Annotated in this window: 26 protein-coding genes; 3 read left to right on the top strand and 23 right to left on the bottom strand. The window is 40.5% G+C overall.

Features of this window, described 5'->3' with window-relative positions:
* Positions 1–182 precede the first annotated feature (182 nt).
* The gene (locus ACQKFO_RS04560) at positions 183–1712 is read right to left on the bottom strand and encodes a glycine betaine uptake BCCT transporter (protein ID WP_427597114.1); all 1530 of its coding nucleotides are present in this window, start codon (positions 1710–1712) and stop codon (positions 183–185) included.
* A 574-nt stretch (positions 1713–2286) separates the two neighbouring features.
* On the opposite strand from ACQKFO_RS04560, the gene ACQKFO_RS04565 reads away from it, so the two are divergent.
* On the top strand, positions 2287–2418 hold the full coding sequence (locus tag ACQKFO_RS04565) for a hypothetical protein (protein WP_427597115.1): 132 nt from the start codon (positions 2287–2289) through the stop codon (positions 2416–2418).
* A gap of 48 nt (positions 2419–2466) precedes the next feature.
* Here ACQKFO_RS04565 and ACQKFO_RS04570 read toward each other — a convergent pair whose 3' ends face one another.
* From ACQKFO_RS04570 to ACQKFO_RS04615, 10 genes are all read right to left on the bottom strand, one after another.
* Entirely contained in the window at positions 2467–3036 is a 570-nt protein-coding gene (locus tag ACQKFO_RS04570; protein WP_427597117.1) for a 3D domain-containing protein, read from the bottom strand.
* Between the two features lie 335 nt (positions 3037–3371).
* The gene (locus ACQKFO_RS04575; protein ID WP_427597118.1) at positions 3372–4190 is read right to left on the bottom strand and encodes a LysM peptidoglycan-binding domain-containing protein; all 819 of its coding nucleotides are present in this window, start codon (positions 4188–4190) and stop codon (positions 3372–3374) included.
* Between the two features lie 628 nt (positions 4191–4818).
* Complete coding sequence (locus ACQKFO_RS04580; protein WP_427597119.1) at positions 4819–6102, bottom strand: protoglobin domain-containing protein; 1284 nt, start codon at positions 6100–6102, stop codon at positions 4819–4821.
* A 316-nt stretch (positions 6103–6418) separates the two neighbouring features.
* Positions 6419–7162, bottom strand: a complete 744-nt coding sequence (map, locus tag ACQKFO_RS04585) for a type I methionyl aminopeptidase (RefSeq protein WP_427597120.1) — start codon at positions 7160–7162, stop codon at positions 6419–6421.
* Positions 7163–7290: 128 nt separating this feature from the next.
* A complete protein-coding gene (locus ACQKFO_RS04590; RefSeq protein WP_427597121.1) occupies positions 7291–7977 on the bottom strand; it encodes an LrgB family protein in 687 nt (228 codons plus the stop codon).
* Positions 7961–8341, bottom strand: coding sequence for a CidA/LrgA family protein (locus ACQKFO_RS04595; protein WP_427597123.1), 381 nt, complete (start codon positions 8339–8341; stop codon positions 7961–7963). The genes ACQKFO_RS04590 and ACQKFO_RS04595 overlap by 17 nt, the downstream gene beginning before the upstream one ends.
* Positions 8342–8467: 126 nt before the next feature.
* A complete protein-coding gene (locus tag ACQKFO_RS04600; RefSeq protein WP_427597125.1) occupies positions 8468–9121 on the bottom strand; it encodes a type 1 glutamine amidotransferase domain-containing protein in 654 nt (217 codons plus the stop codon).
* Between the two features lie 148 nt (positions 9122–9269).
* On the bottom strand, positions 9270–11432 hold the full coding sequence (locus tag ACQKFO_RS04605) for a DNA topoisomerase III (RefSeq protein ID WP_427597126.1): 2163 nt from the start codon (positions 11430–11432) through the stop codon (positions 9270–9272).
* Between the two features lie 258 nt (positions 11433–11690).
* A complete protein-coding gene (locus tag ACQKFO_RS04610) occupies positions 11691–12128 on the bottom strand; it encodes a DUF6376 family protein (protein ID WP_427597127.1) in 438 nt (145 codons plus the stop codon).
* 112 nt (positions 12129–12240) lie between these two features.
* A complete protein-coding gene (locus tag ACQKFO_RS04615) occupies positions 12241–13338 on the bottom strand; it encodes a M24 family metallopeptidase (protein WP_427597128.1) in 1098 nt (365 codons plus the stop codon).
* 260 nt (positions 13339–13598) lie between these two features.
* Here ACQKFO_RS04615 and ACQKFO_RS04620 point away from each other — a divergent pair, with 260 nt between their 5' ends.
* The gene (locus ACQKFO_RS04620; protein WP_427597129.1) at positions 13599–13694 is read left to right on the top strand and encodes a putative holin-like toxin; all 96 of its coding nucleotides are present in this window, start codon (positions 13599–13601) and stop codon (positions 13692–13694) included.
* Positions 13695–13932: 238 nt separating this feature from the next.
* Here the strand turns inward: ACQKFO_RS04620 and ACQKFO_RS04625 are convergent, their stop codons facing one another.
* The 11 genes from ACQKFO_RS04625 to ACQKFO_RS04675 form a co-directional block, all read right to left on the bottom strand.
* Positions 13933–14376 carry a DUF4064 domain-containing protein gene (locus ACQKFO_RS04625; RefSeq protein ID WP_427597130.1) on the bottom strand — a complete coding sequence of 148 codons (444 nt, stop codon included), beginning with the start codon at positions 14374–14376 and terminating at the stop codon, positions 13933–13935.
* Positions 14377–14438: 62 nt separating this feature from the next.
* The gene (locus tag ACQKFO_RS04630) at positions 14439–14858 is read right to left on the bottom strand and encodes an NUDIX domain-containing protein (RefSeq protein WP_427597131.1); all 420 of its coding nucleotides are present in this window, start codon (positions 14856–14858) and stop codon (positions 14439–14441) included.
* 171 nt (positions 14859–15029) lie between these two features.
* A complete protein-coding gene (locus tag ACQKFO_RS04635; RefSeq protein ID WP_427597132.1) occupies positions 15030–15881 on the bottom strand; it encodes an SDR family oxidoreductase in 852 nt (283 codons plus the stop codon).
* Positions 15882–16412: 531 nt separating this feature from the next.
* Complete coding sequence (locus ACQKFO_RS04640) at positions 16413–18077, bottom strand: glycerol-3-phosphate dehydrogenase/oxidase (RefSeq protein WP_427597133.1); 1665 nt, start codon at positions 18075–18077, stop codon at positions 16413–16415.
* Between the two features lie 174 nt (positions 18078–18251).
* Entirely contained in the window at positions 18252–19742 is a 1491-nt protein-coding gene (glpK, locus tag ACQKFO_RS04645) for a glycerol kinase GlpK (protein ID WP_427597134.1), read from the bottom strand.
* A 20-nt stretch (positions 19743–19762) separates the two neighbouring features.
* Complete coding sequence (locus ACQKFO_RS04650) at positions 19763–20593, bottom strand: MIP/aquaporin family protein (protein WP_427597135.1); 831 nt, start codon at positions 20591–20593, stop codon at positions 19763–19765.
* A 162-nt stretch (positions 20594–20755) separates the two neighbouring features.
* Positions 20756–21316 (bottom strand): glycerol-3-phosphate responsive antiterminator, encoded by a 561-nt coding sequence (locus tag ACQKFO_RS04655; protein ID WP_427597136.1) that lies wholly within the window; start codon positions 21314–21316, stop codon positions 20756–20758.
* 135 nt (positions 21317–21451) lie between these two features.
* Positions 21452–21994 (bottom strand): GNAT family N-acetyltransferase, encoded by a 543-nt coding sequence (locus ACQKFO_RS04660; RefSeq protein ID WP_427597137.1) that lies wholly within the window; start codon positions 21992–21994, stop codon positions 21452–21454.
* A gap of 43 nt (positions 21995–22037) precedes the next feature.
* Complete coding sequence (locus tag ACQKFO_RS04665) at positions 22038–22430, bottom strand: VOC family protein (RefSeq protein ID WP_427597138.1); 393 nt, start codon at positions 22428–22430, stop codon at positions 22038–22040.
* A gap of 98 nt (positions 22431–22528) precedes the next feature.
* A complete protein-coding gene (locus tag ACQKFO_RS04670) occupies positions 22529–23770 on the bottom strand; it encodes an aminopeptidase (RefSeq protein ID WP_427597139.1) in 1242 nt (413 codons plus the stop codon).
* 11 nt (positions 23771–23781) lie between these two features.
* A complete protein-coding gene (locus tag ACQKFO_RS04675) occupies positions 23782–24213 on the bottom strand; it encodes an HIT family protein (protein WP_427597140.1) in 432 nt (143 codons plus the stop codon).
* 113 nt (positions 24214–24326) lie between these two features.
* Between ACQKFO_RS04675 and ACQKFO_RS04680 the strand changes: the two genes are divergently transcribed.
* Entirely contained in the window at positions 24327–24830 is a 504-nt protein-coding gene (locus ACQKFO_RS04680) for an N-acetyltransferase family protein (RefSeq protein ID WP_427597141.1), read from the top strand.
* Between the two features lie 52 nt (positions 24831–24882).
* Here the strand turns inward: ACQKFO_RS04680 and ACQKFO_RS04685 are convergent, their stop codons facing one another.
* A complete protein-coding gene (locus ACQKFO_RS04685) occupies positions 24883–25383 on the bottom strand; it encodes a CBO0543 family protein (RefSeq protein ID WP_427597142.1) in 501 nt (166 codons plus the stop codon).
* Positions 25384–25430: the final 47 nt, after the last annotated feature.

The following is a 25430-nucleotide window of genomic DNA, read 5'->3' on the forward strand; positions in this document are numbered from 1 at the left end:
ACAAATTGTAGGTTAATTAAAATCTGCATTCACTTTTTGACTATGAAATGCAGCTGGAGCAGATTGCCTATGAACAGTGGGTTTTGCATATCATGTGGAGAGGAAAATGAGTAAAATGTCTAGATAGGACGTGCTTGATATAAAAAAAGGCGCCTGGAACATTTCCAGGCGCTAAAACGAATTTACATGTGCTCTTTAGGCTCTTTTGTTTTTCTTGGCTTAGGTTTGATGTATAATCCAAGCTCTTTCTTCTCTTGATTCAGTGATTTATACAGGGACAGCATCATCAGGGCCATAATGACCGAGAATGGCAACGCTGCGACAATTAACGCATTTTGTAATGCCTGTAATCCTCCACTATAGAGAAGGATTAATGCAACAGTAGACTGAGCAAGGCCCCAAGTTAACTTCACATAGTTTGGCGGAGTCAACGATCCATAGGTTGTTTGCATTCCCAGAACGAAAGTAGCTGAGTCAGCAGACGTAATGAAGAAGGTTCCGATCAATGTGATGGCAATGACCGAAAGAATCGTTGACCATTCAAATCCGTTAAATACAGCAAATAATACCTCTTCTGTATTTAGTCCTGATATATCCGTTCCAGCTTGTTGAATTTCAATGGCAGATGTACCAAAAGTAGCGAACCAAATGAAACTGACTAAAGCTGGCAGCAGTAGTACACCGATTAAGAATTCACGAATGGTTCTGCCTCGTGATACACGTGCGATGAAGATTCCGACAAATGGAGACCAGGAAATCCACCATGCCCAATAGAAAATCGTCCAGCCATTGATCCACCCGCGATGCTCTTCGTTTAATGGGGCGATCCGGAAACTCATGGCAGCGATGTTTTGAATATAAGCACCAATTGTATCAGTGAACATATTCAGGATGAGCAATGTAGGCCCGATAAAGAACATTAACACGAACAGTCCAATTGCCAATACCATATTCGTATTTGATAGATATTTAATTCCCTTACTTAATCCTGACCATGCCGATATCATAAATAAGACGGTTACAACCGCAATGATAATGAATTGAACGGTGAAATTATTTGGAACTCCCAGTAGATATGAAAGTCCTCCGTTAATTTGTGCTGCACCGAACCCAAGCGTTGTGGCAACACCGACAACGGTGGCGAATACAGCCAATACATCGATGACCGTTCCCAGTGGACCGTTCACTTTATCTCCAAAGATCGGTCTCAATGTAGCTGAGATTAAGCCAGGCTCATCTTTACGGAATTTATAATAAGCGAGTGCTAGAGCGACAATCGCATAGATCGCCCAAGCATGTATTCCCCAGTGGAAGAACGTATAACGCATTGATTCCTTGATCGCCTGATTCGTTCCACCTTCAGCAAGTGGGGGCGTCAAATAGTGTGACAGCGGCTCTGCTGCCCCCCAGAATACTAAACCGATTCCCATCCCTGCACTAAATAACATGGCGAACCATGTTCCTTTCGTGTACTCAGGTTTCTCGTCTGGCTTTCCTAATCTAATCGTTCCGATTGGACTAAAGATCAAGAATACGCAGAAAATAACAATCACTGTTACTAAAATAAGATAATACCAACCGAATGTTGAGGTAATAAAGCTTTGCATATCAGCTGTTACATTTTCGAATGACTTTGGCGCGATGACACCATAGGCAACAGAAGCTGCAACTAATGCAACGGTAATCCAGAAAACATTTGATATCCTCTTCATAAAATTCTCCTTTCCATTTTCAATGTATTTTTGCTCTTTTCTGTATGAAGGTAACGACAGCCGGATTAAGGGTGTTTGTCATAATATGTACACCAGCGGCAATAATCTTCATCGTGAAAGAGTCTCAGTTAATGCAGATGGGAATATGTGCATTCTGAGGATTGTGGAGGAATGATTACTTATTACCTATTCCCTCACGACACTCTCATAAAACCAACATTTGTTACCCTATCAGAAAAAAGTTTAACTTTGCAAGTGATAACCATTATATTTTTTTATAGTGTTTGTAATTTAAACGTTTTCATTCCTATTCTTTTTTTGAAGTGAAAGCCAATTTAGGAATTTCCGAGCTTGAGAAACTGGAAATGAAAACGCATTATATTCCGTTAAGATAAATCGGGTTGACAATCATGTATTAACAATTTTACAGGAAGAAAAAGTATTTAAGTCGATATAATTAAAGGTTTTCTCAATAATACTTGAAGTAAAAAATGGGAATTCTGGATGGAGTACCTGTAGTAATTTTCATATATCGGTGAATATTAATTAAAAATGTACGGGGGGAGGTCCAATCATGAAAAACAAGCAAAAGAATTCTCAACATGAAACAGCTGAAAAATTAGCTCAACAACAAATGGGTGAGGAAATTGAGATGAAATCGGTAGCTCCTTCTGCTAGAAAAGGTACAAAACTTCAAGGGAAATAGTTTTTTTGGATACAAAAAGGACGCCAAAGTCGGCGTCCTGACTATACATTACTCTTCAATTATTTTTACTTTGACATCCTGTACACCATATTTAAGGGCATCTTTTTCCTTTTCCATATATATGTCGATGCGTTTTCCTTTAATGGCTCCACCTGTATCTTCCGCACGGGCATAACCGTATCCTTCTACATACACCTTAGATCCCAGTGGAATGACACTTGGATCGACGGCAATGACTCTTGCATCAGGGTTTTCGATTAAGTCAACTCCCGTCTTTGTGATGCCGATACAGCCCTCACAATAGGCTGTATACGCAGTTGCGGTGACGTTAACCTCTTTTACAACGTTGTCACCGGAAGTTTCCGTATCTGCGGATTTAACAGCTTGTTCATCTTCTTGTGCGTTATTCACAGTATAACCTTCTTCTAAAAGTTGTTGGCGTGTGCCAACCTCATCTATCGAAACATGATATCGATTTGCAATCTCCCAAAGAATATCGCCTTTTTCTATATTATGATAATCATTCATTGCAGTATCGTCTGATTCTGCATAGGCAGAAGTAAGTCCGATTGTTAGAAAAACTGTGAAGGAAAAAATGGAAAATAATACTTTTTTCATCTTGTGGAATTCCTCCTTTTGTGTTCGGTCTATGAAACCAACAGTTGAAATAGTAACATAGACTTACCTCAGACATATAACAAAATGTTTATAAACCGATAACAATTAGATGACAAGCGTGTAATATTTATTGTTTTCTGTCGAATCAGCTGGAAGTATTTCTAACTCTTTCATTTGAAGGGAAATGTTAGTTGAAAAACGTAGGTGAATTGAATGGAAATAGGCAATGAAGAGACTATTAAGAAAGTTATCCCATTTGCATCTTGTGATAAAGAGATAAGCTAATTGAAATATAAAAAAACCACTGAGAATGACTTCCCAGTGGTTCCACTCTATTATTTACTTTCAAGGATTTTTACGTTGACTGATTTTCTGCCCCAATCAACCGCTTGATCTTTTGATGGGATGAATACATCGATACGATTTCCTTTAATCGCTCCACCTGTATCTTCAGCAGTTGCATAACCGTATCCTTCAACATATACTTTTGATCCCAGTGGAATGACATCCGGGTCCACTGCGATTACTTTTGCATCAGGATTTTCTAAAAGATTAACTCCAGTTGCTGTCGTACCAGAGCAACCTTCACAACTTGCTGTGTAAGCAGTTGCTTCTACTGTGATTTCCTTAACAGCTTCCTCTTGTGGAGCTGGTTCTGCTGCTGCCGGTTCTTCTTCAGCCGGTTCTGCTGCAGGCGCTTCAGCTTCTGGAGCTACTTCTGCTGTTTCTTCTTCTTGAGCAGGAGCTGCTGCTTGCTCAGAAGTATTTGCAGTAGCTGAAGGTGCTTTTTTATCTTCTAAATTGATGACTAACTCTTGTCCTGGGACAATCAGGTCACTCTCAAGTGCGTTCCAGCCTATTAAACTGTCAACGGAAACTCCATATTGTGAAGAAATCCCCCAGAGTGTGTCACCTTTTTTTACTGTATAGTATTCTTTGGATGATACCTTGAGTTCTTGGTCAGGGTAGATTAGGTGTGAATTTAAATTGTTCCATTTCATGAGTTGATCAACTGATGTTCCGTATTCCTGCGCAATTCCCCATAAAGTGTCACCTTTATTAACTTCGATGTCTTGTGCTGAAGCGCTAGCTCCACCAGACACTGCAAGTGTTGTAAATGCAGCCACAGAAATAATCGATTTTTTTAGTTTCATAGAAAAATTCCTCCTTATGTAGCTAGCGGTTTATTTATTTTTGCTAACAGGGAAAATACTAACATAGTAAAATCTCAATTCAATAACAGGAACTTTAATATCGTGCGTCAAGAATATTTCACGACTGTAATAGAAAGCGATTTCCTGTATAAACTATCATGTAGAGGAATACTATGGTAATTATCAATGAAAATAATAGGTGTAAAGGATATTTATGGATAAAATCATTATAAAATTTTATTCTATTTGGCACTGATTCTACAAATCAATTTGCTTTTTTTTTGGTAGATGAATAATGCGCAATACTCGATATATTTTTTAATTGAAGAAGATATAGTCTTATAAAAGAAGGAAGTTTAATCTTAACAAGCTGTAAGATTCCTACTATACTATAAGAAGTATCGGTTGAACTGGAGGCTGACGAGGTTGGAAAATCAGGAAGAAAATATCGTACTTTATAAAGATGATCCCGACGAACACAGCGGTCGCTGCGAATGTGGGAACAATATTTTCAAATCACGTGTATTAGATGGAAAGTTTTATCGAAAGTGTCAAGAGTGTGGTAAAACGAAAATCGTTTAATAGAAAAAAGGGAAACCGGTATCAAAAACGGTTTCCCTTTTTTCTATTAATTCATTTTTTTAATGATCGTAGAAGCAAACTGAACCAATTCATCTGTTGTATGATTAATTTGCCTGATGGCTTCAACAATATGATTTAATTCAGATTGATTCCGTTTGAACATACCCATATAGTTTTCCATTTCCATTTGAACGGTCATAATGCCATTTTGTACATTCCCTATCTCTTTGCGGGAGTTCTCCGTTAAGTCAGTCATGTTGCGAACCCGGTTTGAGACAACTCCGATTTGCTTATTGCTTTCATTCACAAGCTGATGAATGGAATGGCTCAGTTCCTTTGAGTCTTCGGCAAGCTTTCGCACTTCAGAAGCAACGACTGCAAATCCCCTGCCTTCATTACCGGCTCGTGCTGCTTCAATCGAGGCATTTAATGCAAGGAGGTTTGTCTGCTCAGCTATTTGCTGTATCGAATTTGAAAGCGGCGTAATCTGTTCTGCAATTGCTTTTACACCTTGGATCTCGTTTAAAAGCGTTTCGATTTGCTCAGTAATGATGCCAAAGCTGTCGATCATATTATCTGTTTGATCTTTGTTCATTCTTGAAAGATGAAGAAGATTTTTGCTGCTCTTCTCTGTGTTTTCAGATTCTGCACGAATACGTTCCGCTTTCGTAGCAGTCTCATTTAGACTTTTTTCTGTTTGACTTAATGAGGATCCGAGTTCTGTGTTCATGTTGAGCATTTCTAATTGAAGGGCCTGATTTTCCTGATGAAGCTTCTCGAGCTCATCCATTCTGCTTTGGATATAGTATTCTGATACAATACTTGCGTCTAAATGGATTCCGTGATCAATTGCGACCAGGACAGAAGCAAGTTTTGATGGGTCGTTTTGATAGAGTTCTACAATCTTAGGGATCAATAGATGCTGAATGGTTGTGTAGGTGGAAATAAACCAATCGATTGTAACACCATTCCGGTTATGGATCTTCCCCATCCTCTCCCTCATGGAGAAATATTCTTCATTTAACTCACCAGAGAATAATGAACGAAAGTAATCATGGAAAACATTCTTTAAACGTTCTCGGCTCGAGTGGTTATCAGCAATTTCGACTAAACTTGGATGTTTGTAGAGATGATCCAAGACCGTGTCAAGCAACGAATCGGATAACTGCTCATAGACGGGGAGAACTTCTTTTAGTTCGTTCAAATGGTGTTCCTGGAATTGCATATAATGCAATCTTTCATTCAGTTTCTTGTCTTGCAGGACAATGACTTTAGAAGTAGGGACGATTACAGACTCAGTTTTGGGTTTTCTTGAAAATAGAACAGCCATGGGGATCCTCCGATAAATAACGTTATTTTTAGTGATTTATGTATAATTTTTGTATAACTTCAATATATCTACTTTACCCCAACTTTTTTCCTATGACAATCATTTTGTTTGTAAAATTAAAATAATTCATTAAAGTATGGTTCTATTGAGTGTATAAGAAATCCATGCCAAAAAATTAATGTTAAACTATTGATTCGCTCCCATTTCCTCATAGGGATCGCATTCAACCATTGTTATACAAAACCTATACAAAAAGAGGGACGGACCTTGATTCCTAGGAGCTACTCCTAGGAATCAAGGTCCGTCCCTCACTGCTTTATTGTGTTAAAATGATTGGTTCGTCCTTGGTTATGATGATGGTGTGTTCTATTTGGGCGACGAAGCTGCTGTCGGGTGTGATGTAGGTCCAGCCGTCACCTTTTTCGATTACGTTTTGTGCCTTGGTTGAGATGAATGGTTCAAATGCAATGACCATTCCTTCTTTTAACAGTGCATTATCCCAAGGATCGAAATAATTTAAGATGTGATCCGGTTTCTCATGAAGAGACTTTCCTACACCGTGGCCCGTTAAGTTCATAATCACCGTATAACCATTCTTTCTCGCTTCATTATTAACCGCTTTGCCGATTCCGTTTTGTTTTGATCCAGCTCTTGCTTTCTGTAGACCCGCTTGAAATGATTTTAATGCGGCTTCACATAAGTCTGTAAGTTTTGGGTCTCCCTCCCCAACAACAAATGAGATTCCTGTATCAGCATAGTAGCCATCTTTAGAACCTGATACGTCAATATTGACAAGGTCTCCCTCATTGATTACACGCTCACCTGGAATTCCATGAGCCACTTCTTCATTTACACTAATACATGTGAAACCCGGAAAGTCATATTCCCCTTTAGGACCTGAAATGGCTCCATTATCTTCGAACATTCTCCCGGCCATATCGTCAAGCTTTTTTGTCGTTATGCCAGGCTTAGTATGAGAGCGTAATTCATCACGGATCTTAGCCACGATACTTCCTATTTCTTTTAACGCTTTTAAATCTTCATCAGTTTTGACAATCATATTATCTTCCTTCTCTTTTGTAATTTCACCTTACCTTACTATACCGAATCACAATCTGTTTTTAAAGGGAAAGCTTTGTTTAGTATGGTGGTTAATTATTATGGGATTCGCTCCCTTCAATTACTATATCAAACAAAAAGAAATAGGAGGGGGATGACGAAGGACATGATCGTGGCGGTTAATGCCATCGCAGCACCACTAACCGCCCCTTCCCTCTCGCCTTCTTTAATAGCCTGTGCCGTCCCTACTCCATGGGAAATCACACCGAATGGAAGTCCTTTTGCGATGGGGTGTTTTACTTGCAACCAATTTAATATAGAAGGTATGATCATAGCACCAAACATCCCTGTCACAATGACTACCGTCGGAATGACTTCTAAATTTGCACCAATTACTTCCCCTATATCAACAGCTACTGGGGTTGTTATGGTTTTAATAAGCAAGGATCGGTTCCATTCAGTTGGGATACGCAACCACATACTGAAGAAATAAGAAATAAGCATAGACATACCGCTACCGAAAAGGATACCGATAAGGATCGGCTGTATATGCTGTACTAATAACTTTCGGTGCTGATAAAGGGGATACGCAAGGGAAACAGTAGCAGGTCCAAGTAAATAGGTTATGAAAGATGTGAAGTCTGCATACTGTTCATATGGAATATCGATAATCAGTAATGTGACAATTACAGTAATTGTACTAAGAAAAATAGGTATTGTTATGGGGATTGGCCAAAGTCGGTGAATTTTTACCCCAAAGATAAAATACAAGATTGTCATGCCTATTGCCATAAGTGAACTAATGAGATGGATCATGGTTTCGCTTCTCCTTCCATCTTATTAATCTCTCCGCTGATAAGGCGGTTCCTACAAACCCTGTTATCCCGCTAATAACCAGAATGACAATGAGTTTCCACCCGAAATCAATAAAATATGGCCCCAGAACCATTGCGCTAACTGACAAGGGAAGAAAAAAGAAGGAAAAATGTCTTAGAAAGAATCCCGTACCGTCCATTAATAATCTTTCTTTCACTACCCCCGTCAAGAGAAGTAGAAACAAAAAAAGCATCCCGATAACGCTTCCGGGAATGGGCAAATGAAAGAAGGCTGTACACCACTTTCCCAATTCATAAAATAAGCATAGAATGGTAATTTGAATGATGGTTCGAAAAACCTGCATAATTTTCTCCTCGCTAAATAGTCTTCTCACGATTTTATCACAATTGGGAGGTCAGTAGAGAGTAGTGAATAACAGAAAAAGAGCATGGGGTGTCATCACCCATGCTCTTTAGAATGAATATTCGTTTTATAGCAATTTAGCGAACGCTTCTGCAGTGGACTGACTGGATTGTGGATTCTGCCCGGTCACGAATTTCCCGTCGGTGATGACATGCTCACTCCATGCTTCAGATTTTTCAAATTGAGCTCCTTGCTCTCTTAATTTTGTTTCTAATAAGAAAGGCATTAATGAATCAAGGCCCGTTTGCTGTTCTTCTTCGTTGGTGAACCCAGTCATGCTTTTTCCTTCAACCAGCCATTTTCCATTTGAGAGTTTCGTTCCAACGAATCCAGCAGGACCGTGGCAAACAGATCCAATGGCTTTATTGTTTTCAGCAAAGTGAGCCAGTGCTTGCTGAAGTACTGGACTGTCAGGGAGATCAAACATTGTTCCATGTCCGCCCGGTAAAAATATCCCTGAATATTCGTTAACATTCAATTGCGAAAGGACCATTGTTTGATCCAATTCTTTGGTGACACCCTTCCACTTTTCCACCTGTTCATCATCAAGGCTGTTAGGATCTAAAGGAATACGGCCTCCTTTTAAGCTAGCCACATCTACATCAAATCCCTGATTCTTAAATTCTTCATATGGTTCAGCGAATTCAGATAACCAAAGACCTGTTTCGTGTTCATCATCGATTTTACTTTCATTCGTTAAGACCATTAATATTTTTTTCAATGTGTACCCTCCATTTATATATAGCTGTTATCCTACCCTTTTGTTTTATCCTCTTATCATGAAATTAAACTTCCGTATTAAAATTATTTTTCTATTACAAGGTTTTAAGCAGAAAAAACGACTCCCTATTGAGAGTCGTTTAAATGGATTAATGTATATCAAATTCGAATTGCATTTTCTTTTCAACAGGATCCCAACTAAGGTAAGCTGAAAACTCCTTTTCTCCTTTTTTGAAACCGTCGATTCGTTCGGATTTTCCATCCGAGAGTACTTTTTTTACGATTGCTTGTGTCATGCGCTTCGAAAGAATAGTCTTAGAAATGGTGAAGCTGCATTTTGTTTTTTGATAATTGGAACAGCCGTAAAACTTTCCTTTGTCAACCACTTTCCCTCCACATTTTAAGCATGTGCCGACGCTGGTTTTCGTTGTCCTTTTTCCTTTACTCCCTTTGGATCGTTGGATGGAAGCAGTATCAAGGTCTTCGAAATTCCATCTATTTGCCTCTTGAAGGGCGTTTTGAACAAGTTTGTCGCTTAATTTCTTCACTTGCTCCATAAACTCGGGGGCGGAAGCTTGCCCTTTTCCTATTTCCTGTAGTCGCTGCTCCCATTTTGCCGTCATTTCAGCTGATGCCAACACATTTTCACCAATTGCCCGAATCAATACCTTTGCTTTATCGGTAGGATAGACAATATTCTTTTGGATATCAATGTAGTTCCGGTCTTTAAGCATGGTTATGATTCCAGCGCGTGTGGCCTCAGTACCCAGGCCTTCTGTTTGCTTTAATACTTTCTCGAGCTCATCATTATCCATGTATTTCCCTGCTGTTTTCATTAATGTAATAAGTTGGCCCTCTGTGTAACGCTTTGGTGGCTGGGTTTTTCCTTCCTTAATATGGACACTTTTGACTTTGCCCTTGTCGCTTTCCTTAACAGGTGGCAGGAGCGGCTCGTCATCCTTTTCATTCTGCATCAGAACCTGTCTCCATCCTTCTTGAAGAATTTGCTTTCCTTTAGAAATGAATTCAGCCCGTTCGTCCACGATGGTAGTGATAGTAGTGTAATGGATCACCGCCTTGTCGTGATGTGCAGCGATAAAACGTTTAACCACTACATCATATATTTTACTTTCGTCCCCTGATAACGAATGAGGATCGGTTACCTGTTCAGTTGGAATAATCGCGTAGTGATCTGAAACCTTTGCTTCATTTACAAAACGCTTGTTATTAAGCAGGCTCTCATGAGGAGTCGGAATCCAGCTATTGTAAGGGCTATATTCCTTTAGCTTAGACAATATTTCCGGGAAGGTTTCAGCTTCCCCTTTCGTTACATATTGTGAATCTGACCTTGGGTACGATACAATGCCTTTCTGATAAAGCTTTTGCAGGACATCCAGTGTTTTTTTAGGTGAAAATTTATACATCTTGTTTATCGTTGCCTGGAGAGCTGAAAGATTGAATAGCAATGGAGGAGCAAATTCTTTTCTTTCTGTTTTCATCTCCAGAACGCTTGCAGGCTTATTTTGGCAGAACGAAGCAATCTTCTCTGCCAGTTCCTTTGTTTGAATTCGGGACTCTCCATCCTTTTGCCAGATCCCTTCGTACGTGTGGTCTCCCATTTGAAAGTCTGCTTTCACTTCCCAGAAGGGTTCGCTTTTGAATTGCTCTATTTCTTCGTCTCTTTTCACAATCAAGGCAAGAGTCGGCGTTTGTACCCTTCCAGCAGAGAAAACATCCGACATGCCTTGCTGCTTTAGTAGAATGCTATACGCTCTCGATGCATTCATTCCCACTAGCCAGTCCGCACAAGCACGGGAATAGGCCTCATAATAGAGGCTCCGCAGTTCCGTTTCTTCTCTTAAACTGGTGAACCCCTGAATGATGGCTTTCTCAGTAAGAGATGATATCCATAATCTCTTCATGGGCTTCTGAACACGTGACATTGAAATAATATTCCGGATGATCAATTCACCTTCACGTCCCGCGTCCCCTGCATGAATGATTTCTGTGACTTCACTTTTCTTTAGAAGTTCTTTAATGACTGCAAATTGTTTCGCTTTTGCCCGTTGAAGCTCATATTGAAATCGTTGAGGAATGATTGGGAGGTCTTCTAACGTCCACTTTTTCCATCTGCTTTCATATTTTTCAGGGGCTTGAAGCTGAAAGAGGTGACCTACAGCCCATGTGATATAAGCTCCTTTAGGGAACACATCATTAGATTGTATTTCTATGTAACCTTGGCGTTTTCTATGAGGGAAAGGTTTAGCGAGGGTGGCTCCTTGATCGGGTTTTTCGGCAATTACAACTTTCATAACAATCTCCTGTCCGTCTTTATGATTCCTTCATTATAGCATGTTATTAAGAACTCTTGTTCTATATATGAGAAATCATATTCGATTTTTTCGGTCATATTTGAAATTAGTTTAATACAAAACTACATGATAGAATAGGGTTGATTTTTTTGTGGAATCAAGGGGATGGTGTGACTGTAGCTAAGTGGAAATGGGGGAATGTTATATTACTGTGTGATGGTGTTACGGATAAAAAGTATTATCCGTAACACCATCAGCTTATTGTCCTAAATTTTCCAGATTACCTTTAATCTCTTGTAACTGATTAAAGGTGTTTACGATCTCAAGGTTTTGCAACTCTGAAATTTGAACTTCTCCCTTATCGATTTCAACTAAGGCACGATCAATTCCTTCCAGCGCTTGTTCATTATACCCTTCCACTTTTTTGTGGATGTTTTCTGCGAGCTGAGGCGGGGTCAGATCATTGATCTCTTGTATTTCTGTTTTCATGTCTTTTAATCTTGTTTCAAGTGCCGGTATGTTGGATGAATCTGCCGCAGCATTTTCCACTAATCCAGGAAAATCGTTTGCGAATTGCTCTGCTTCATTTAAATAATCGGTCATTTCCTCAACATAGGTCAAACTGTTGTTTGCTTCTTCGAGGATTCCACAGCCTGTCAGCATAAAAAAGCTGAGTAATATGATTAATTTTTTCATTGAATTTCATCCTTCCCTAGCTTTCTCTCCCTATATATACGAATGACCTTCGTATTGGTTTCATTTCATTTCATAAAAAGAAGGCTAACACACCGTTAGCCTTCTCCATGTCTTATTTAATGATTTGCAGTTCTTTAGGGAATCTGGTCAAGGTTTCGTATCCATCCTTCGTTATGAGTACATCGTCTTCAATTCTTACGCCGCCAATTTCCGGAACGTAAATTCCAGGCTCTATGGTGTAGGTCATTCCTTCTTTTAATATCCCATTATTTAAATGGCTCATTGATGGGAATTCATGTACGTTGATTCCAAGGCCGTGACCAATCCGGTGGGGGAAGTAGTCTCCATACCCTGCTTCAGTAATGATGTCCCGTGCGATTTGATCCAAATCACCAATACGGTTCCCGGGCTTGCTTGCTTCCAGTGAAGCCAGTTCTGCTTTTAAAACGGTAGTGTAGATTTCTTTTTGCTTGTCTGAAACCGATTTATAAGCGAACGTACGGGTGATGTCAGAAGTATATCCTTCAAGGACAACACCCAGGTCAAACAAGACAAAATCTCCTGCCTTAAGCTTCCGGTCTCCTGGGTTTCCGTGCGGATCTCCAGCTTTTTCACCAAAGAGCACCATCGTAGAGAAAGACATTTCACGAATGCCTTTTTTCTTTAATTCATACTCGATCTTCGCAAGGACTTCCATCTCGGTGATGCCTTCTTGAAGTGCACTTACACCTACTTCAACCCCGAAGTCTGCCATTTCTGCTGCTCGACGCATGATGGCAATTTCACCCTCATCCTTCACTACACGCATCTCATTTAATTTGTCTTCAACATTCACTATATTCGGGGAGTTGAAGATGTTTATAAATGCCTGACTGCGGCCATACGTTACGACTTCATTTTCAAAAGCCACCTTGCGGCCATCAATTCCCCGTCTTTGAATGGCTTGTTGAATGAATTCCCATGGGTTTTCATGATCAGAGTAGCCGATCACTTCGTTACCCCAGCCGGCATCCTTCACTTGGCGTGCTTCCATTCCAGGTACGACCACAAATGGTTCGGCATCGGGAAATACAAACAGTCCCATTAATCGCTCATGTGGGTCCGTGTGGAAGTTCGTTAAGTAAAATACATTTTCAGTTGAATTGATAAATGTAGCATCGATCTCTTCTTCTTTTAACCAATTTTTCAGCATTTCTATACGTTGTTTCATCGTGAGTTCCTCCTCGAATATCGTGGTGTTATGTAATCGATTAATATGAGCATATCTATGCTAACACATTTTGAAGAAAGTTTGAAATAATCTTATTGAATCGGAAGGTACTCAATGGGGTTGTATGTTTTTTTGATAGGGGTAAGCTTTTCCTACCTCTTGCCTATAAAGTAAGGGGGATGTTTGTGATATAATTTGAAGCATACAGTGAATGTAGGGTGGGAGTGGCCACTTCCTTATAGAAGGAGGTGGTGCTTATAGTGACGACGTATGAGACGTTAACGCTAATGATTACCTTTGGCTCTTTAATTGTCTCCATCATTGCCGTAGTTATTTCAAATGACAAAAAGAAATAACCCCACCCTCATGAAGCGCCTAAACTTTGAAGGGTAGAGTTATGTTCCTTTCTCTATTGGGCCACTGCTTTCCTTGCAGTTTGCTGTGTAGCAAGAGACATTGGTTGCCGCCAGTGTCTCTTGTTTTATCATTATGCTCTACTTTTAAGATAGTATAAATCGAGTCTGAAAGCAAGATGAGTACAAGCAAAACTTTACGAAAAAAAATAGCTTGGATTATAAATTCTCTAACTCTTTATTAATACACTGGGTCTGTTTTTTTAGGCTTGCGAACAAATGCCATGATTCCTGCGATCAGGAACAAAAGGCCGGGTATGAACCCAAATCCAATCGTGCCAATCCCAATAACAAGGGAAGCAATGATAAACATGATTCCGGACAAGACCGGTTTTTTATTTTTCACAATGGTCAGTACAGCAATAATCCCCAGGATGGACGCAATGATTCCTAATATAACAAGGTAAGATCCAGCTGATTCGGCAGCGTTTATAAAGGAGCTTAGATCTCCGGCAGTCATCTCCGCATTTTGCATATTTGGATCACTTTCCATACCTTCTTCGAGTTGTGACATGACCTCAGGATCACTCATCCCCATATTAACTACGATTCCGATTATGGAAAATAATGCGGATAAGATAATTCCGATGACTCCCATTACTACTTCTCCAGTTCGTTTCACCATTCTACTCTCTCCTTTAAAAATAAATACTTTATAATATATTTTGCTTAAACGATACTATGCCTTTAAATGGATAGTGTGTTTAGCTTCTTACTCATGTAGGCTTCCAGGATGGAGTGATCTTCTGGAAATCCCAGGGGCAGGTTCTTTAACTCTTGAAGTGAAATCCATTTTATTTTATGTATTAATTGATCAGGGTCCTGTATGGTTGCCTCTCCTCCAAGAAGCCTGACTTCATAGTAATGAATTCTTATAGAAATACTTCCTTCATTCCCCCACTTAGAATACAGATGTCTTCCTATTTCAACATCATAGCCTGTTTCTTCCCAAACTTCACGTTTACAGCATTCCTGAAGGGATTCACTTGATTCCCTCCCCCCTGAAGGAACCGACCAGCGTTTCTCTTCTTCTTCTTTCCCTTGTAATACCATCAATAAACGACCTTCATGCATGCAAAGAGCAGATGCACCAATCCATTCATCCAATCTATCACCTCGTTTCCTGTGGAAGCATTTAAACTCATTCAATAATTTAATAAATGAGTTTATGGAAATGTCTCCTTTAGCATATTCTCTCTTTTGACAAAATTCTCCTTCTGCATAATGAAATTCTTTATATTCAGACATTATTCACACTTACTATAAGGTCCGTCCCTCTTAGGTCTTTTTCATTCGGAGTTTCTTTAAGATGATGTTTTCCATTATGCTCCATGGGAGGATGGTTTTGAGTAATAGGGTTAACCGGACTCCTTTGCCTATGGGAATTCTAAAAGTATTTTTCTTGTTTAGTGCTATATCACGTACGATGAAGGCAACCTCCCTTGGATCTCCAAGTGTATCTGCGCCTGCTTGAATTTCCGAGTTTATGGCTTCCATGTAGCGAAAGTAAGGAGAGTTTTTCTGCATTGAGAGTGGAGTGACTTTTTTTCCGGATGTCCAGATATTCGTTTGATAAGAACCGGGTTCGATCAGGTGCACGGATATGCCAAAGGGCTTGACCTCGAATCTCAGACTTTCGGTGTAACCTTCTAATGCGTGCTTGGAAGAAACATAAGGACTAAGTCCAGGAAATCCGAATCTGCCGCTAATGCTGCTCATATTGATGATTTTCCCTTCTCCTTGCTTTCTCATATAAGGGAGAACAATTTGAGTCATTCTCATGACACCAAAAACATTTGTTTCAAATTGTTCACGGAACTCATCGATTGTAATTTCTTCTGCAAATCCTGCACCGGCAAACCCTGCATTATTCAGGAGAATATGCACCCTGCCCAAATCATTAAGAGAGGTAGAAAATTCCTTGATGGATGCTTCAGACGTTACATCCAATGGATGTATCTCCACTAAATCCCCCACCTTCAGTTCCTGAGCTCGTTGAAGCAATGCACTTCCTTTATGAGGGTCTCTCATGGAGGCGATTACTTTATATCCAAGTTGTGCCAGCTCCAGCGTTGAGAGAAAACCAAACCCGCTATTTGCCCCCGTCACGACGGCTATTTTATGATTCATTCCAGCTTCCTCCCCATTTTTTCTTTCTATCAGTATAGCAATAATGCTATTATCGACAATATTTTTTGTCAAAAAAATGCAAAAAAAGGGTGGCTTCATCCCATTGAAGCCACCCTTTTAACGAGGAAGTCGTGTCAATTTCTATTCTTAATTTACAGCAACCTAGTATCTAGTTCAACTTCTCTTAGAGGGAGTGAACAGTTCTCTCAGGAAATGAATAGTCATCTATGTTCAATTTCATCTACTATTCATATATTTATATAATTGTAAGCATATTTATGGATGATTATTTTGCCTGAGTCGAAGCAACTATTGTTCCATCACTAGAATAAAAATTTACTTGTGGAATATGAAGCATGCCCGCGTAAGATTCTATGTGAATGAAATAATCCTTCTCTTCAAGCTCAATTCGATTGAACTGGATATCTTCCCGGTATGTAAAGTAGTCAGCCTCAATTTTTTCCCGGTCACCGGAGGAATTCCCAGTCTATACAAAGAAAAGGGCAGAAATTCGTTCTGCCCTTTACCAGCTTACGACTGCAAATCCACTGGCACTACTGCACTCTTAATCTCATTATTCAATTCCACTCTATATTGCTGTTCCTTCTCTCCATTCCATTTCAGAAGCTTCGCCATAATCTCGATCACAGGCTCCTTCCATTTCTCCACCCACTCACGATCAAAGAATAAAGCACCAGTCCTTCTAATAAAGAAATCAACCGGAGTCGCTGCCATCTCCTCCTGGATCGCATAAATCAGTTGCGCATATAAATAAGGAGGAACGGACCTTTCATCACTTGCTCCACTATAAGCATGAGCGAGTTTAAATAACTGATCCACATTTGATCCGTACATTCCTGCAAGCTTCCTTCCCTCTTGATCTGTTAGTCCATATTGAAGGGCCTCGGCTGCTTTTTGATCAATAAACGCTTGAAAGTTTTTCGATCCGCCTACATGACCTCCGGAGATTGGCAAATATTTCGTGGACGATGCTGGGAATTTCTTTTTGTTCTCTTCACGTAAACGTTTAGATACAAGGTCCACAACGGTCTCTCCCATTTTACGGTAACCTGTCAGCTTCCCGCCGGCGATCGTGATGAGACCGCTATCGGCTTCCCAAATTTCATCTTTCCGTGAAATTTCAGAAGGGTCCTTCCCTTTTTCAAAAATTAATGGACGAACACCTGCCCAGCTCGATTCCACATCCTCTATTCCTACAGACACATCGGGAAACATAAAATGGATCGCATTTAAAATGTAGTCCCTATCTTCAGATGTCATATGAGGAGATGATTTTTCCTGATCGAAAAATGTGTCTGTTGTCCCTACATAGGCCTTGCCATCCCTTGGAATCGCAAATACCATACGCCCATCGGGTGTGTCGAAATAAACCGCTTGTTGAAGCGGGAATTTGCTTTGATCAATGACAAGATGAACTCCCTTCGTTAATCGAAGCTGTTTGTTATTCGTACTATAATCTTTACCTCGAACATCATCCACCCATGGGCCGGCAGCGTTGACAAATTTTGAACCGCGGATTTCAATCGTATCTCCCGTCACCAGGTCCTCAGCTTCAATTCCGACTATTTTCTTATTATCATAAAGGAATCGTTGAGATTTCATATAGTTAATGACAGTGGCACCATGTGCAACTGCTTCTTTCATGACTTCTATCGTTAAACGGGCATCATCAGTCCGATATTCAACGTAGTACCCTCCGCCTTTTAGGCCATCTTTTTTCACAAGAGGTTCCTTCTTCAATGTTTCCGAAACTGAAAGCATGGATCGTCGTTCACTTCTCTTGACTCCTGCAAGATAGTCATACACCTTTAATCCAATCGATGTGCTGAATTTACCGAATGTGCCACCTTTATGCAGGGGGAGCAGCATCCATTCAGGAGTTGTTACGTGAGGTCCATTCTCATAAACGATTTCACGCTCTTTTCCTACTTCCGCGACCATTTTCACTTCGAATTGCTTTAAGTAACGTAATCCGCCATGAACGAGCTTTGTCGAACGACTGGAAGTCCCGGCTGCGAAATCCTGCATCTCGACTAATGCGACCTTCATTCCACGTTTCGAAGCATCGAGGGCGATCCCTGCGCCAGTAATTCCCCCTCCGATCACAATCATATCAAAGTGGTTTGAGGCTAATGTTTCTTTGACTTCTCTTCTTGCAGTACTTGAAAATGTCATAGTTGATTCCTCCTAAGGTATCTATAAATGGTTTAAGCTCTCATTCTTATTGTTTATCCATAAAAAAAGAGACCGAAACGAGCATTATGGTATATAGTTCCATAATGCAGGTTTGGTCTCTCGTGGTCTCTAACCGAATTTATTAACTTGAAATTAGTATATCATACGTTTCTTTTATTTAAAAGCCATAGCTGCATTAACAGCTTTTTTCCATCCGTTATATAGTTCTCCTTGGGTTTCAACAGGCATTTGCGGCTCAAACTGCTTGTCTTTATTCCACTGCTTTGATATTTCATCACGGTTATCCCAGAAACCTGTGGCTAATCCAGCTAAATAAGCGGCACCTAAAGCTGTTGTTTCATTTACAACTGGTCGCTCAACAGGAACAGATAAGATATCACTTTGGAATTGCATTAAAAAGTCATTTTTAACAGCACCGCCATCGACTCTCAGTTTCTTAAGGGAGATTCCGGAGTCGGCTTCCATTGCTGTCAGTACATCTTTCGTTTGATAAGCAAGGGATTCCAGGGTGGCTCTTACAAAATGCTCCTTAGAAGTTCCTCTTGTTAAACCGAACACGGCTCCCCGAACGTCACTGTCCCAGTAAGGAGTTCCTAATCCTACAAAGGCAGGAACAACGTAGACGCCATCTGTTGAGTCAACCTTTTCTGCATACCCTTGGCTGTCCTTTGCATCCTTAAGCATACGAAGTCCATCACGCAGCCACTGAATCGCAGAACCAGCCACGAAAATACTGCCTTCTAAAGCGTACTCCACTTTTCCATCAATTCCCCATGCCAAGGTTGTGAGTAAACCATTATTAGACTTCACAGCTTTTTCACCTGTATTCATCAGCATAAAGCAACCTGTTCCATACGTATTCTTTGCCATACCCTCTTCGTAACAAGCCTGTCCAAACAATGCCGCCTGCTGATCCCCTGCTGCACCGGCAATCGGAATCTCCTTCCCGAAAAAGTGGTAAGGAACGGTTTTGGCATAAACTTCTGAAGAGGGACGGACCTCCGGAAGCATGCTCTTTGGAATGCCTAATATGTCAAGGAGCTCCTGATCCCATTTCAGGTCGTAAATATTATACATAAGCGTGCGGGAAGCATTGGAATAATCCGTTACGTGGGCTTTTCCACCAGACATCTTCCAGATCAACCATGTGTCGATCGTCCCGAATAGAAGTTTGCCATTCTCCGCTTTTTCTCTCGCACCTTCTACATTGTCAAGAATCCATTTAACCTTGGTGCCAGAGAAGTAAGCATCGATCAATAATCCGGTTTTATCACGAAACGTATCGTTATGCCCTTGTGATTTAAGTTCTTCGCAAATCCCCGCAGTTTGACGTGACTGCCACACGATGGCGTTGTAAACCGGATCGCCCGTTTCTTTATCCCAGACCACCGTAGTTTCACGTTGATTTGTAATCCCAATCCCTTCAATCTGATCAGGTTTAATACTCGATTCAGATAAAACGCTTGCAATAACGGCTAAAATCGATCCCCAAATTTCATTCGCACTATGTTCAACCCAACCTGGTTTTGGAAAATGCTGGGTGAATTCTTTTTGTGCAGTATGGGCGACTTCTCCTTTTTTATTGAATAAAATCGCTCTTGAACTTGTCGTTCCCTGGTCTAATGATAAAATGTATTTCTCCATTTTGTTATCCCTCCAAAAAATTAATTATCGGTTGATAGCTGATGTACTTTTTGAGCTAAGCTGATCTTTCTGTCACTGGCGTAAGCAAGTCCAAGTACTGCCAGTGTTACAACTAGGACTACCCAGAAGCTTGTTGTGACTTGTCCTATGAAAATGGCTTTATAAAATACGCCTCCAAATGAACCTCCCAGAACAGGTCCGACTACAGGAACCCAGGAATATCCCCAGTTGGATGGTCCTTTACCTGGAATCGGCAGCAGGAAGTGAGCGATGCGCGGTCCTAAATCACGGGCAGGATTGATGGCATACCCTGTTGTCCCACCGAGAGAAATTCCGATAGCAATGATCAAGAAACCGACGATAAATGGATTAAGCCCATCTGTAAATGTATTCGCTCCTATAGATAATAATCCTACTACTAACACAAAAGTTCCAATGATTTCACTTAATAAATTTGAAAAATAGTGTGGGATGGCAGGTCCTGTAGCAAATACCCCCAATTTCACCCCGGGATCTTTCGTTGCATGCCAATGGGGTAGAAAGTGTAGAAATGTGATCGTTGCCCCAATCATCGCTCCGATCATTTGAGCTAAGATGTACTGAGGAACCTCACCCCACGGGAAGTCTCCATTAAAAGCCAGTCCAAGTGTAACGGCAGGGTTTAAATGAGCCCCACTAAATTGTCCAACGGCGTATACACTCATGGCGACACCCAGACCCCAACCAAATGTGATGACAATCCAACCAGCGTTATAAGCAAATGACTTCTTAAGATTTACATTGGCACAAACCCCTGCACCAAAAATGATGAGTAAGGCTGTACCAACTACTTCTCCTAAAAATGCTGTCATGCTTTTTCCCTCATTTCATAATTTTTTTAAAAATAAAAAGACTCACGGAATGCCCTCTGGAAATAGGCAGTTCACGTGAGTCTCTTCATCTCTTTCACAACGTATTAACTTGTGAATTATGTTACTCCACTATGAAAACGTTGTCAATACATTTTTCAGAATTTATTTCTGGTCAAAATGCTTCCATAGCAAACGATCTGACGTCGTGATTGCCGTAGCACCAGCCTCAAGAGCGGATTCCACCTCTTCAACGGTATCAATAAGCCCTCCTGCAAAAATAGGTTTCCCCGTTTTTTCTCTTATTTCCGAAATGATTTTAGGGATGACTCCAGGAAGAACTTCAATGAAGTCAGGGTCTGTTTTATGTATAAGCTCAATGCTGCGATTCATGGCACTTGAATCGATTACAAACATCCTTTGAGTGGAAAAAATACCTTTTTGCCGTGCTTTTTTAATCACATTCCCTTTGGTAGAAATGATGCCATAAGGCTTTATTTCCTGACAGACATATTCTGTTGCGTATTCATCACTGGATAGTCCGTGGATTAAGTCTAAATGCAGGAACATTTTCCGATTTTCCTTACGGGCGAAATCGAATACACTCTTAAGCATTCCCACATGGAGGTCGAGGAACACACCGTACTGGAAAGAGGTTTCGAGCATTTTATCAAAGTCTTTCATGGACCGGATGGCAGGTAATATCTTCTGACCTTCAAAACTCACCTTTTTCCCTCCCTTACTATTTTCAATGGATCTTTTTCACAAGGAGAAATTATATCATAAATAACTGTATCTTTCTTTAAGGGCCAGTTTAGACAAGGGCTAGTTTAGATAAAGAATTCATTAAGGAAAATAGCACTATTCCCAATTTCGCCCTTTTGTATCAACCCAATAGCGAAAAATTACATTACCATCTTCTTCGATAAAATCTTCATCCCTTACAGGGTCAGCACTTAAGATTGTCCGCTCCGAAGGTTTATTCCATGCATCACACACAATCAACACTTGACCGATCCCAATCGAGTGTGCTTTTCGGAGGGAAAGAGTCAGCAATTTAGTGGCAAAGCCCTTTCTCCTTTCAGAAGGTCTGATTCCATAACCGATGTGTCCTCCATTTTGCGAAAGTTTTTCCGTTAAGGAATGGCGAATATTTACGACCCCTAGTATTCGATCGGATTCTGAAACGAGCCAATAAGTCGAGTCAGGTACCCATCCATTCGGCAGGTTTTCTCCTTTTTCAGCAAGCAGTAAGGAGTCGACCATTTTGGAAAAGGGATTGGGATCTTTTTTGATGACCCACGGGATCATGTCACCTCCATTTGATTTCCATTCATTATAAAAATCAAGATACTCTTCTTCTAAATCAGTGGTTGGCTTAACTAATCTTATGTGTTCATTCAAAGCTATCCTCCATTCGTTAGCAGGATATTGGTCAGAGAAGACCTTATTTCTTTCCTAAAATGAATCGCATACGCTCTTGCATTTCAGTTTTACTTCGATATTGAAACAATCCGATTCCATTCCCCCATGGATCCTGAAAGGTTGCCCACTTGACAGGGACTTCTTCTCTTTCGTTTATATCAAAGTGTTCGATACCTAAAAGGGATGAAAGTCTTTCCCGTTCTCTAATAATATCTTCAACCCCCAATCTTATGGGACCGGAATTGAGGGATGGGGTGCCTTCTGCTACCTGTAGCCAACAGCCGGTAATAAGTTCCCACTCTGCAAATCCTTCGTGAGGAATGAAATCAGGAGTGCGATTTAATAAAGTCTCATACCATTTTTGCCCTTTTTGCATATCGCTTACGCGGACTTGTACAGTCATTTCATAAATCATCTAACCTCTCCTTTTATTAAGTGGAATTATTTAATCTATTTCATTTTAAGGTAGGGTGCTATAGGATGTTATGATTTAAAAAATGTTGCAAAACAACATCAGATAGCCCAATTCCCATTACGGAAAATAGCGATCTTCCTTCCATCACGGCACACTCCATCAATATTCATGTGTTCTGAACCAATCATGAAATCTTCGTGAACCACACTTTCATTGAGTCCTTTTTCTTCCCTTTCTTCATCGGATAAGATGTCTCCATCTTTTATACAAGTCGGATAAGAGGAACCGATGGCTAAATGATTGGATGCATTTTCATCGAATAAGGTGTTAAAGAATAGGACACCAGAATCAGAGATAGGAGACTGATGTGGAACAAGAGCCACTTCTCCAAGGTAGGATGCGCCTTCGTCTGTCAGGATCAATTTTTTCAGGATTTCCTCCCCTTCTCTTGCTGTGACTTTCTTAATTTCCCCCTCTTCAAAAGTAAGGGTGAAATCGTCAATCACGTTCCCATTGTAAGCAAGTGGCTTGGTACTTGAAACCGTTCCATTTACTCCGGTTTTGACAGGGACAGTATAGACCTCTTCTGTCGGCATATTGGCAATGAAATGTGTTCCTTCAGGTGTTTTACTTGCTCCTGTGAGCCATAGGTGGTCTTCATGTAGTTCTATGGTAAGGTCCGTCCCTTCCGATTGGTAGTGCAGGCTTTTGATCTTTAAGTGATTGAGTTCGCTTGCTTTGTTGGTTAGGGTTTCGATATGTGTTTGCCAAGCAAGGACTGGATTTTCTTGATTGATACGGACCGATGTGAAGATACGGTCCCAAAGGCATGGGATTCTTTCTTTCTCTGGTAAATCAGGAAACACTTTGTCTGCCCATCTTTGTGAAGGGATGGCTACGATTGACCAGCTGATTTGATCCTTTTCAATCGCTTCATAGAAACGGTCCAAGGCATCTCCAGTTGCTTTTTCAAAATTAAGGATGCGGTCTGGATCTATTCCTTTCAACAGGTCCGGATCATTGGCTTCTATTTGAAGGAAGGCTCCTTTATTGTCCACAACCCATTCATGCGCTGCAGCCAGCCAGCTTGGAAACTCGTAGAATGTGTCATCCGGGGCAAGTTCATAATGTGTTCTCATGATATCCTCGTCATACCACTGAACATGCACGTTTCTTGCTCCGGCAAGATATGCTTCTTTTACAACAATGCGTACGAATTTTTCAGTTCCGAGTGGAGCAGAAATCCATAGGGGCTGATCATGCTGAACATTTACTCCCACTTTGATGGCGAGCTCAGCGTATTGTTTTAATTTTTCCTCGAAATCTTTATTGAACGTCATATTATATGCTCCTATTCTAGTAATCTGTCTATGTAGGTTTTCATTTTCTTCTGGGTTTCTTCCAGGGATTCACTGTATGTTTCAACTTCGGCCTCACCAAAGAATAAGTTTCCGAATCTTTCCGCTTCCTCATTACGAGGGATAACATGCATATGATAATGAGTTAATTCGTTGTATATGCCTCCATTCTGACAGACGGTAATGCCATTTGGTTCATATAGAGCCTGAATGGCTTGTGCTACTAGTTGTGAAGCCTTCATTACGGAGATGCTTTCTTCTTCATTAAATTCCGTTACCTCCACTTTGTGTCGTTTGGGGAGAATCAGTGTATGTCCTGGGTGATGCGGAACATGGTCCAAAAAGCAGGACACGTGATCATTTTCGTATATAATAAATGCTTTCTCCTTTTCATTTGCAAGACGGCAGCCGAGACAATCTTCCATTTTATATACCTCCAATTTAAAGGGTTTCCACCTTTAGTGTCGAATTCTGTTTGAATAGCTAAAATTAATGCTCCTCTCATCATATCATGTAACAGAAAGAAGGTCAGAAAATAATGGAAATTCAATTGCTCAATGAAATACATGCCGAAGCTTATTGGAAGCTTAGGTTAGAAATGCTGCAGCAGAGTCCTTCAAGCTTCGGCAGCAGCTATGAAGAAGCAATTGCCCGTATTAATCCAATTCAAATGACAGCAGAGAGACTTGTACAGAAGGGCAGCTACACGTTTGGTTGCTTTAATGACGGGAAACTAGTCGGAGCGGTGACCCTTGTACGTGAAGGAGCTTTAAAAATGAAACATAAAGCTTCTATTTTTGCCATGTATGTTGACCCTGTACATCGAGGGAAAGGGTTCGCAAGAGGGCTGCTTCAAGCTGCCATCACTCAAGCTAAAGCCGAGGATGGGATTGAACAAGTCATGATTACAGTTGTCACAACCAATGAGACAGCGAAGGGGCTCTATCATTCTTGTGGATTCAAGCCTTACGGGACAGAAAAGCGGGCATTGAAATATAACGATGAATATTTCGATGAAGAATTGATGGTTTTGTTCTTATAACTATTTTCACATTGCAAAACGGTGAGTCCCAAGATGTGGATTCACCGTTTTTTCATAGTACATGATAATCAAAGCTAATAAGTAAGAAACCAATGACGAATATTGATAGCATCAGTGCCCTAACAGGATTTCTGTAGTGAAGGCGCAGCATGGGAAACATAATAAAATAAAACAGTATGGTCCACCACAGGTTCCAGCCTTCGAAATATTCAATGGAATCCATTTTTCCCGCTGCCCATTCGATCAATGTGGCGGTAGCTATATACTTCAGGTAATAGAGGAGTTTCATCCTGATTTCTTCTGGGTAGTGGCTTAGAAATAGAACCACAAGGCAAGGATAAGCGATCATCGTGTAAAGAGAATCCGTCACAAACATATTGATGAAAAATCCATCTAATTCCCAAACCGCCTTCATTGTGTAACTGATATACTGATAAAACATATTGAAAAAACTAAAGTAATAGATGGTGGGCAGAAATTCTCTCCATCTATTCCAGGATCCCCACTTCAATGAACTGAGAATTATCACTGCAATGACTACAATATGAAACACGGGATCCCCCCATAGCCCTACTCATAATATAGATATTAGTGTTACCA

The sequence above is a fragment of the Rossellomorea sp. NPDC071047 genome, from assembly GCF_050270195.1.
Lineage (GTDB): Bacteria > Bacillota > Bacilli > Bacillales > Bacillaceae_B > Rossellomorea.

What these genes read in the sequence shown, in the direction of transcription:
- ACQKFO_RS04670 (WP_427597139.1), bottom strand. Translation starts at nt 23,770, where the DNA reads ATGACGTTCAATAAAGATTTCGAGGAAAAATTAAAACAATACGCTGAG.
- ACQKFO_RS04615 (WP_427597128.1), bottom strand. Translation starts at nt 13,338, where the DNA reads ATGAAACAACGTATAGAAATGCTGAAAAATTGGTTAAAAGAAGAAGAG.
- ACQKFO_RS04605 (WP_427597126.1), bottom strand. Translation starts at nt 11,432, where the DNA reads ATGAAAGTTGTAATTGCCGAAAAACCCGATCAAGGAGCCACCCTCGCT.
- ACQKFO_RS04625 (WP_427597130.1), bottom strand. Translation starts at nt 14,376, where the DNA reads ATGGTGAAACGAACTGGAGAAGTAGTAATGGGAGTCATCGGAATTATC.
- ACQKFO_RS04595 (WP_427597123.1), bottom strand. Translation starts at nt 8,341, where the DNA reads ATGCAGGTTTTTCGAACCATCATTCAAATTACCATTCTATGCTTATTT.
- ACQKFO_RS04675 (WP_427597140.1), bottom strand. Translation starts at nt 24,213, where the DNA reads ATGGAAGATTGTCTCGGCTGCCGTCTTGCAAATGAAAAGGAGAAAGCA.
- ACQKFO_RS04590 (WP_427597121.1), bottom strand. Translation starts at nt 7,977, where the DNA reads ATGATCCATCTCATTAGTTCACTTATGGCAATAGGCATGACAATCTTG.
- ACQKFO_RS04635 (WP_427597132.1), bottom strand. Translation starts at nt 15,881, where the DNA reads ATGAATCATAAAATAGCCGTCGTGACGGGGGCAAATAGCGGGTTTGGT.
- ACQKFO_RS04665 (WP_427597138.1), bottom strand. Translation starts at nt 22,430, where the DNA reads ATGATTTATGAAATGACTGTACAAGTCCGCGTAAGCGATATGCAAAAA.
- ACQKFO_RS04580 (WP_427597119.1), bottom strand. Translation starts at nt 6,102, where the DNA reads ATGGCTGTTCTATTTTCAAGAAAACCCAAAACTGAGTCTGTAATCGTC.
- ACQKFO_RS04575 (WP_427597118.1), bottom strand. Translation starts at nt 4,190, where the DNA reads ATGAAACTAAAAAAATCGATTATTTCTGTGGCTGCATTTACAACACTT.
- map (WP_427597120.1), bottom strand. Translation starts at nt 7,162, where the DNA reads ATGATTGTCAAAACTGATGAAGATTTAAAAGCGTTAAAAGAAATAGGA.
- ACQKFO_RS04565 (WP_427597115.1), top strand. Translation starts at nt 2,287, where the DNA reads ATGAAAAACAAGCAAAAGAATTCTCAACATGAAACAGCTGAAAAATTA.
- ACQKFO_RS04650 (WP_427597135.1), bottom strand. Translation starts at nt 20,593, where the DNA reads ATGACAGCATTTTTAGGAGAAGTAGTTGGTACAGCCTTACTCATCATT.
- ACQKFO_RS04610 (WP_427597127.1), bottom strand. Translation starts at nt 12,128, where the DNA reads ATGAAAAAATTAATCATATTACTCAGCTTTTTTATGCTGACAGGCTGT.
- ACQKFO_RS04640 (WP_427597133.1), bottom strand. Translation starts at nt 18,077, where the DNA reads ATGACATTTTCAAGTACTGCAAGAAGAGAAGTCAAAGAAACATTAGCC.
- ACQKFO_RS04560 (WP_427597114.1), bottom strand. Translation starts at nt 1,712, where the DNA reads ATGAAGAGGATATCAAATGTTTTCTGGATTACCGTTGCATTAGTTGCA.
- ACQKFO_RS04680 (WP_427597141.1), top strand. Translation starts at nt 24,327, where the DNA reads ATGGAAATTCAATTGCTCAATGAAATACATGCCGAAGCTTATTGGAAG.
- glpK (WP_427597134.1), bottom strand. Translation starts at nt 19,742, where the DNA reads ATGGAGAAATACATTTTATCATTAGACCAGGGAACGACAAGTTCAAGA.
- ACQKFO_RS04570 (WP_427597117.1), bottom strand. Translation starts at nt 3,036, where the DNA reads ATGAAAAAAGTATTATTTTCCATTTTTTCCTTCACAGTTTTTCTAACA.